The 4,376-nt window shown below is 63.4% G+C and carries 3 protein-coding genes; 1 reads left to right on the top strand and 2 read right to left on the bottom strand.

All coding sequences use genetic code 11. The features are described 5' to 3' along the window. The coding region (ilvD, locus tag ABNS06_RS00530) for a dihydroxy-acid dehydratase (protein ID WP_348671936.1) at positions 1 to 1,247 on the top strand (1,247 nt) is incomplete at its 5' end. 33 nt (positions 1,248 to 1,280) lie between these two features. On the opposite strand, the gene ABNS06_RS00535 is transcribed toward ilvD, so the two are convergent. Then, complete coding sequence (locus tag ABNS06_RS00535) at positions 1,281 to 3,626, bottom strand: DEAD/DEAH box helicase family protein (protein ID WP_348671938.1); 2,346 nt, start codon at positions 3,624 to 3,626, stop codon at positions 1,281 to 1,283. Between the two features lie 4 nt (positions 3,627 to 3,630). Then, complete coding sequence (locus ABNS06_RS00540; RefSeq protein WP_348671940.1) at positions 3,631 to 4,092, bottom strand: restriction endonuclease subunit S; 462 nt, start codon at positions 4,090 to 4,092, stop codon at positions 3,631 to 3,633. Positions 4,093 to 4,376: the final 284 nt, after the last annotated feature.

Consider the following 4,376-nt stretch of genomic DNA (forward strand, 5'->3'; position numbering starts at 1 on the left):
CCAACTCCATGAACTGCCTGACCGAGGCGCTGGGCCTGGCGCTGCCGGGCAACGGCACGGTGCTGGCCACCCACGCCGATCGCCGCCGCCTGTTCGAGACAGCCGGCGAGCGCATCGTCGAGCTGGCCAGGCGCTACTACGAAGGTGACGAAGCGCACCTGCTGCCCCGTGCCATCGGCTCCAAGGCGGCGTTCAAGAACGCCATGACCCTGGACATCGCCATGGGCGGCTCCACCAACACCATCCTGCACCTGCTGGCCGCGGCCCAGGAGGCAGGCGTCGACTTCAACATGATGGACATCGACCGGCTGAGCCGCGAAGTCCCTCAGCTGTGCAAGGTGGCGCCCAATACCCAGAAGTATCACATCGAGGACGTGCACCGTGCCGGCGGCGTGATCGGCATTCTCGCCGAGCTGGATCGCGGCGGGCTGATCCACAGCGGCTGCCACACCGTGCACGAGCACACCCTGGGCGATGCCATGGCACGCTGGGACATCGTCAACGCGGCGGAAGCCGAAGTCCGCTACATCGCCGGGCCCGGCGGGATTCCGACCCAGGTGGCGTTCAGCCAGGCCGCAAGCTGGCCGGATCTGGATCTGGACCGCGAATCCGGCTGCATACGCGATGTCGAACATGCCTATTCCAAGGACGGCGGTCTGGCCGTGCTCTACGGCAACATCGCCCGCGACGGCTGCATCGTGAAGACCGCCGGCGTCGACGCCTCGATCCTCAAGTTTTCCGGCCCGGCCGTGATCTTCGAAAGCCAGGAGGAGGCCATCGCCGGCATTCTCGGCGATCAGGTCAAGGCAGGCGACGTGGTGCTGATCCGCTACGAAGGCCCCAAGGGCGGCCCCGGCATGCAGGAGATGCTCTACCCGACCAGTTACCTGAAATCCAAGGGCCTGGGCAAGGACTGCGCGCTAATCACCGACGGCCGCTTCTCAGGCGGCACCTCGGGCCTGTCCATCGGCCACTGCTCGCCGGAAGCCGCCGAGGGCGGTGACATCGGACTGGTCGAGCCGGGCGACACAATTGTGATCGACATCCCGAACCGCGTGATTCGCGTCGACCTGACCGACGCCCAGCTCGCCGAGCGACGCGAGGCGATGGACGCACGTGGCGACCAGGCCTGGAAGCCGGTCAACCGGATTCGCACGGTGTCGCAGGCGCTTCAGGCCTATGCGGCGCTGACGACGTCTGCGGCCCGTGGTGCGGTACGGGACTTGTCGCAGTTGGATCGCAACTAGCCGACACCTGCTGTCGCGCCAGCCGAATCAAAGTCAGGGCGACTGAAATAGATGGCCCTGGATGCTGACAAACGCACTGCGGATTTCCGGTACTGAACCCAGCACCCGTTTTGCATCATTGGTCCCGCCATAGCGAATCCGCAGAAAGTCGGCGAGCTTGGCGGGTGCCAGCTCGTCGATGCCATAAGCCGTGTAGGCGTTCAGCACATAGTCCAGAAACGCACGCATCTCCGGTTCGTAGCCGGCCAGACCTGTGGAACGGGCGTGTTCGGCCCGCTCGGAACGGGCCAGCGGCGCGAGGGTGAAGCGGATGTAGGCCAGCACGTCGAAGATGTCGCTGTCCGGTGCATCGATCAGCCGGCGCATGTCGTCCAGCTTGTCGTGGTCGTAGCCCAGTTCGGTAAGGCGTTGCAGCAGCGCCGTTCGGCGGTCGGGGTCGCTCCAGATCGCGCGCAGTTCATCTTCGGACGTCACGATCGCGCCGATATCGCCAAAGAGCTGTTCCACGAACTCCTGTGCCGTCAGAGGGCGACCGTCCTGCGACCAGTAGCTGGTCGAGGCGATGTAGCGGATTCGGCGCTCCTTGCCGTCGGCGAGTTTCACGACCACCCGCTCTGCTTGCTCACCGCCTGCGCCAGATCCGTCGTCGCGAACACCGCCGGGGGGCTTGGGTTCGTGCGGTGGATAGTCGGGGTCGCCCGGCGGTCGGGCCGGCGGTTCGTCCGGCGGCAGCGGCTCGCCATCCCACTCCGGATCATAGAAGTGCTCGTAAGCCTTCACGAAATCGTAAATGGTGAAATAGTCCTTGCCGTCGAAGGTGCGCGTGCCGCGGCCGATGATCTGCTTGAATTCGATCATCGACTTGATCGGTCGCAGCAGCACGATGTTGCGCACGTTGCGGGCGTCCACGCCGGTGGACAGCTTGTGCGACGTAGTGAGGATGGTCGGCAGCGTCTTCTCGTTGTCCTGAAAGCGGCGCAGGTGCTCCTCGCCCAGGTCGCCGTCATTCGCCGTCACCCGTTGGCAGTAGTCCGGGTCCGGGTTGTTCTTGATCTGGTTGATGAAGTTCCGCACCCGCGCCGCGTGATCCTGCGTGGCGCAGAACACCAGCGTCTTCTGGCGCTGGTCGATCTGGTCCATGAACTCCTGCACGCGGCTTTCCTCGCGAGCGTCGATCTGGATCTTCGTGTTGAAGTCCGCCTCCGTGTATTCCCGGTCGCGGTCGATCTCGCCAGACAGCACTTGGTCATCATCCGAGAACGTGTAGGTGTCCAGCGTGCTGGCCATCTGCCGCACCTTGAACGGCGTCAGGTAGCCATCGCCGATACCTTCCTTGAGCGCGTACGTGTAGACCGGATCGCCGAAGTAGCCGTAGGTGTCCGCGTTCACGTCGCGCTTGGGCGTCGCGGTCAGGCCGAGCTGCACGGCGGGGGAGAAGTATTCGAGGATGCCGCGCCAGGTGCTCTCGTCCCGTGCGCCGCCGCGGTGGCATTCGTCGATGACGATGAAGTCGAAGAAGTCCGGCGCGTAGCCCTCGAAGCGGAACTCGGTGTCCTCGGCATCCGGGTCGCCGGTCATGAAGGTCTGGAAGATGGTGAAGAACACGCTGGCGTTCTTCGGGATCTTGCCCAGCTTGCGGATCTCGTCCGGCGAGATGCGGCAGAGGGCGTCGGCCGGGAAGGCCGAGAAGGCGTTGTAGGCCTGATTGGCGAGGATGTTGCGGTCGGCCAGGAACAGGATGCGCGGGCGGCGCACCGGATCGCGGCTCAGGTTCCAGGACGAGTGGAACAGCTTCCAGGCGATCTGGAAGGCGATGGAGGTCTTGCCTGTGCCGGTGGCCAGGGTCAGCAGGATGCGCTCGCGTCCCTGGGCAATGGCCTCCAGCACGGCGGTAATGGCGTTGTGCTGGTAGTAGCGCGGCTGCCACTTGCCGCCGCCGGTCTCGAACGGCACCGCGCCGAAGCGCTCGCGCCAGTCGTTGCCTTCCGGGAAGCAGCGATCCCAGAGTTCCTGCGGGGACGGGAAGGGTGGTTCAAAGTCGCCCTCGGCGCCGGAGCGCATGTCGATGCCGTACCAGCCGATGCCGTTGGTGGAGTAGGCCATCGGTGCCTGCAGACGGCGGGCGTAGTCCTTGGCTTGGCCGACCCCATCGGTGTGGCCCAGCCCCGCGCGCTTGGCCTCGATCACCGCCAGCTTGCGGTCGCGGTAGCTCAGCACGTAGTCGCAGGACAGCGGGTTGGCGCGCTGGCCGCCGGCGACGATGCGACCCGGGCAGATCAGCTCCCGGTAGATGCGGGAACACTCGACCTCCCCCCAGCCGGCCGCCCGCAGCACCGGATCGATGCGGTTGGCGCGGGTGTCAGCTTCGGTTTCCTGCATGGGATCAGATCAGTTGGCCGGAAAATGCCTTGTGAAGAAGGGCTTGGCGAAGGCTCGTTAAGTCGGAGCGTTGTTGCACGTAGCGAGAGGTTAAATCTGATTTGGCATCGGTCAAAGCTGCTAATCGCTCCAGCAATGTATCGACGTTGTTGCTACTCGGCATGCTGAAGTCCATCTTTGCCAGTGCGGTATTGCTCAAGTTGAGCATGGTCGCGCCGCTAGCGATCGCGGTTAGTTTTTCGATACTTGCGCGACTTCGTAGGATTGATGCGAGGATTTCGGCTGTTTTACGGCAGCCAGCGCGCACGAAAAAGCTACCCGTACCGCAAAGCCAGCCTGACTCGCGCTCCGTTACGGCGGCGCACCGTCCCATTTCACCGCGCCGGCCGATCACGAGATCACCTGCTTGGAGCCGATAAGCGGAAAGTCGTTTGGCTGCTGTTGTGGATACGGACTTCGTTACCATTGGAACAATTCGTCCATCAACGATGTTGGCTGGATTGACTATCGGTATCCCACCTTCGATGTAGTCTGATTTATGCAGTAGCGACCCGAAAGGGCCGGTTCTGACTGGACCAGCAAGCTGTTCAAATGTACCAACACGCCAATCATCCTTAGGCTTGAGAATTTTCTCGGCGTGAGCAGTATGAAGGGTTCTACCCCGTTCTCGCGGACACTTTCAAGAAGCCTGATACTGGGCCAAAGGAGTGTTCATGTCGAAGCGCAGGAAGTTCAGTCGAGAGTTCAAGC

Origin of the sequence: uncultured Abyssibacter sp., assembly GCF_964000955.1 — a bacterium.
Lineage (GTDB): Bacteria > Pseudomonadota > Gammaproteobacteria > Nevskiales > OUC007 > Abyssibacter.